The 4,155-nt window shown below is 60.6% G+C and carries 2 protein-coding genes; both read right to left on the bottom strand.

From position 1 onward, the window contains the following. On the bottom strand, positions 1–2,542 hold a 2,542-nt coding region (locus tag PAT3040_RS39250; RefSeq protein WP_305778796.1), incomplete at its 3' end, for a beta strand repeat-containing protein. Positions 2,543–3,443: 901 nt separating this feature from the next. Next, on the bottom strand, positions 3,444–4,155 hold a 712-nt coding region (locus PAT3040_RS39245), incomplete at its 5' end, for an exosporium glycoprotein BclB-related protein (protein WP_258235260.1).

Below are 4,155 nucleotides of genomic sequence, written 5' to 3'. Positions count from 1 at the left end.
CGGTGGAACCCGTTGCGCCGTCAGTACCTGTTGCTCCTGTTGGTCCTGTGGATCCAGTAGCGCCATCGGCACCAGTTGGACCAGCCGCTCCGGTGGAACCCGTTGCGCCGTCAGTACCTGTTGCTCCTGTTGGTCCTGTGGATCCAGTAGCGCCGTCAGCGCCCGTTGGCCCGGTCGGCCCCGTTGATCCAGTAGCGCCATCGGCACCAGTAGCGCCGTCGGCGCCAGTTGGTCCGGTCACTCCGGTGGAACCCATAGCACCTTCAGCGCCAGTAACACCGTCGGCACCCGTTGGACCAGTCGGTCCCGTTGGTCCAGTTACTCCGGTGGAACCCGTAACACCGTCAGCACCTGTTGGACCAGTCGGCCCTGTGGGTCCAGTAATGCCGTCAGCTCCAGCCGGTCCAGTTGGTCCCGTGGGGCCAGTAGCACCATCGACGCCAGTTGGCCCGGTCGATCCCGTAGATCCAGAAGCGCCGTCGGCGCCAGTTGGACCAGTCAGCCCCGTGGGTCCAGTAGCGCCGTCAGTGCCTGTTGCTCCCGTTGGCCCTGTGGGTCCAGTAGCGCCGTCGACTCCAGTTGACCCGGTCGGTCCTGTGGATCCAGTAGCGCCATCGGCGCCCGTTGGTCCCGTCGGGCCAGTCACACCATCGGCCCCCGTTGGTCCAGTCGGTCCCGTGGATCCAGTAGCGCCGTCGGCGCCAGTTGGTCCTGTCACTCCGGTGGAACCCATAGCACCGTCAGCGCCAGTAACGCCGTCGGCACCCGTTGGCCCAGTCGGTCCCGTGGATCCATTAGCACCATCGGTGCCAGTTGCTCCCGTCGGCCCCGTTGGTCCGGTAGCGCCGTCGATGCCAGTTGGTCCCGTCGTTCCCGTGGGTCCAGTAGCGCCATCGGCGCCAATTGGCCCGGTCGGCCCCGTTGGTCCGGTAGCGCCGTCGGCGCCAGTTGGACCGGTTGCTCCGGTGGAACCTGTAGCGCCGTCAGTGCCTGTTGCTCCTGTTGGTCCTGTGGATCCAGTAGCGCCGTCGGCACCCGTTGGCCCAGTCGGTCCCGTGGATCCAGTAGCACCGTCGGTGCCAGTTGCTCCCGTCGGCCCCGTTGGTCCAGTAGCGCCGTCGGTGCCAGTTGGTCCCGTCGTTCCCGTGGGTCCAATAGCGCCGTTAGCGCCTGTTGGTCCGGTAACTCCGGTGGATCCAGTAGCGCCGTTAGCGCCCGTTGGCCCGGTCACTCCGGTGGAACCCATTGCGCCATCAGCGCCAGTTGGGCCAGTCAGCCCAGTGGGTCCAATAGCGCCGTTAGCGCCCGTTGGCCCGGTCACTCCGGTGGAACCCATTGCGCCATCGGCGCCAGTTGGTCCAGTCAGCCCAGTGGGTCCAGTAACGCCATCGGCTCCAGTTGGTCCGGTCGGTCCCGTCGGGCCAGTTACACCGTCAGTGCCTGTGGCTCCTGCCGGCCCTATGGGTCCAGTAGCGCCGTCGGCACCCGTTGGCCCGGTCGGTCCCGTGGATCCAGTAGCACCGTCGGCGCCGGTTGGCCCGATTGCTCCGGTGGCACCCGTTGCGCCGTCAGCGCCAGTTGGCCCGGTCGGCCCCGTTGGTCCAGTAGCGCCATCGGTGCCAGTTGGTCCGGTCGGTCCCGTGGATCCAGTAGCACCGTCGGCGCCAGTTGGCCCGATTGCTCCGGTGGCACCCGTTGCGCCGTCAGCGCCAGTTGGCCCGGTCGGCCCCGTTGGTCCAGTAGCGCCGTCAGTGCCAGTTGGTCCGGTCGGTCCCGTCGGACCAGTTATACCATCAGCGCCTGTGGAACCTGTCGGCCCAGTGGGTCCAATAGCGCCGTCGGCACCCTCTGGTCCAGTCGGCCCCGTGGATCCAGTAACGCCATCGGCACCAGTTGGTCCGGTAACTCCGGTAGAACCCATAGCACCGTCCGCGCCAGTTGGCCCGGTCGGTCCCGTCGGGCCAGTTACACCGTCAGCGCCCGTTGGCCCCGTCGGCCCTGTGGATCCAGTAGCACCATCGGCGCCAGTTGATCCAGTTGCTCCCGTCGGGCCAGTTACACCGTCAGCGCCTTTGGCTCCTGTCGGTCCCGTGGATCCAGTAGCGCCATCAGAGCCTTTTCCCCCATCGGCGCCAGTTGGTCCAGTCGCTCCGGTGGAACCCGTTACGCCGTCAGGGCCTGTTGGTCCCGTTGACCCTGTGGATCCAGTAGCGCCGTCAGCGCCCGTTGGCCCGGTCGGCCCCGTAACGCCATCGGAGCCTGTTGGTCCGGTCACTCCGGTGGAACCCATAGCACCGTCAGCGCCAGTCGGCCCTGTAGCGCCTGTGGCACCCGTTGCGCCGTCGGCGCCTGTTGGCCCGGTCGGTCCGTTGGGACCCGTTGCTCCAGTACTTCCTGACGAACCTGTTGCCCCAGTTGGCCCTGTAGCTCCGGTTGCCCCTATATTTCCGCCAGTTGTTTCAAGTCGTACAATGGCAGAGCCCTCAGAGACTGTAATATCTATGGAATCAGATTCAAAAATCAAATCTTCTCCCAGAGCCATAGTTGCCATCCCAATCGGACCAATTACTCGGAATAAATCTTCCTCAATTGTTCCCGTCGCACCAGTCGGTCCAGTCGCTCCGGATTTGCCTTTCTTGCCTCGTTTACCTTTGGCTCCCGGTGGGCCCATTGGACCCGTGGGTCCAGTGGGTCCCATGATGCAGCATTTTTTACTTGCTCTAGGGCAATAAGTAATAAAGTCTTTCCCTGAAGGTCGAGTTCTTCGCATCTTACTGATAATCAGCTTTGAACAATGAACTTTCTTGAATCGATTCGTCCGACTCATGTTCACCTCACCCCTATAGTCAGTAGCCTAATCAGTCTATGTAATGGAGGAGAGCTGGGGAACGTTGGGTATCAGTATTTTTCCTGTTATGAAGAGGGGCGAGGAGGGTTGCAAGTAACTGTAGTGCAGTATGCAAAAAAAGAAAGCCCGGCAAAGTTCATTGCCAAGCTTAATTATTATAAATTATGCGATTTGGTGAATCGACCTGTTCACTGGAGCTGCCGAACCGCCAAGATTGAGCGCGATTGTCAGCCCGTCAGCTACATAGAGTGACCTACCTCATCACCGGCTGTGAGCTCTGGCTAGTTACGGTTCCGTTTCCAAGGACTGATCTCAACGTAAGGACTAGAGCTACGTTGACGTTAGGCACAGGGAACAATTCAGAGATTACCAAGCCGATACATAATAGAATTCGGAGTTGCTGGTAAAGATCGTGTTGCCCGCTTGATTTGCCTACCGAAGATCTGATGCAAGTAGAGGATGTCACGTTTGGGGCGGAGAAGAACAAAGTGATTCGTATTATTCCCCCATTCTGGGAAGGAAAAAGCCTCGGAGCGAGTAATTATACTGGCTTCGAGGCTTTCTGCTTTATTCGAGTGGAGATTAACAGAGCATGCTACTCGATGGCCAATCCCGCGCTGATCGACCCGACGACGGATCCGGCAACGAGGAGACCGCCGCCACTAGCGCTGGCTACGAGAAGCAGCCGCGTCTGAGGAGTAACTGGAATATTCAGTCCTGTGGTGATGTTGTTGTACGTGTTGCCTATGGCAATTGTTGTTGGGATGACAATATCGACAAGTGCGCCGGGAATTGGAGAAAATACTTCGTTAGGCGTTGTAGAACTGTAAACCTGCAGTCGGTACGTCAGTGGAGACAGAAGCGTCAGCCCTGCTGTAGCGGCGATATAGCTGCTCAATGACGTAATGACGCCATCTCGCGGTGCGGAAAAAGCGTAGTTAGTCAAGCCGGTAATCGTGATGGTAGCGCCAAGCACGGTGAGTGCCTGGGCGGATCCTCCGAAGCCGATTAGGCCAGGCAGTCCTGCAAGACCGCCTACAAGAACGGTAACTGCCAGCGGTCCGCCGGACGAGAATGGAATAATCGCGCCGCCGCCGCCGGTAGCACCAGTAGCACCGTCCGCGCCAGTAGCACCAGTAGCTCCAGTTGCACCATCCGCGCCTGTTGGTCCAGTTGGTCCGGTAGCACCATCAGCACCATTAACACCCTCAATACCAGTCGGTCCAGTCGGTCCGGTAGCACCATCAGCGCCAGTAGCTCCGGTTGCACCTGTAACGCCATCAGCTCCCGTAGCTCCCGTAGCTCCC

Source organism: Paenibacillus agaridevorans (genome assembly GCF_003112455.1).
GTDB lineage: Bacteria > Bacillota > Bacilli > Paenibacillales > Paenibacillaceae > Pristimantibacillus > Pristimantibacillus agaridevorans.
The sequence above is the reverse complement of the archived record's forward strand: the minus strand, read 5'-3'. Positions and strand labels throughout refer to the sequence as shown.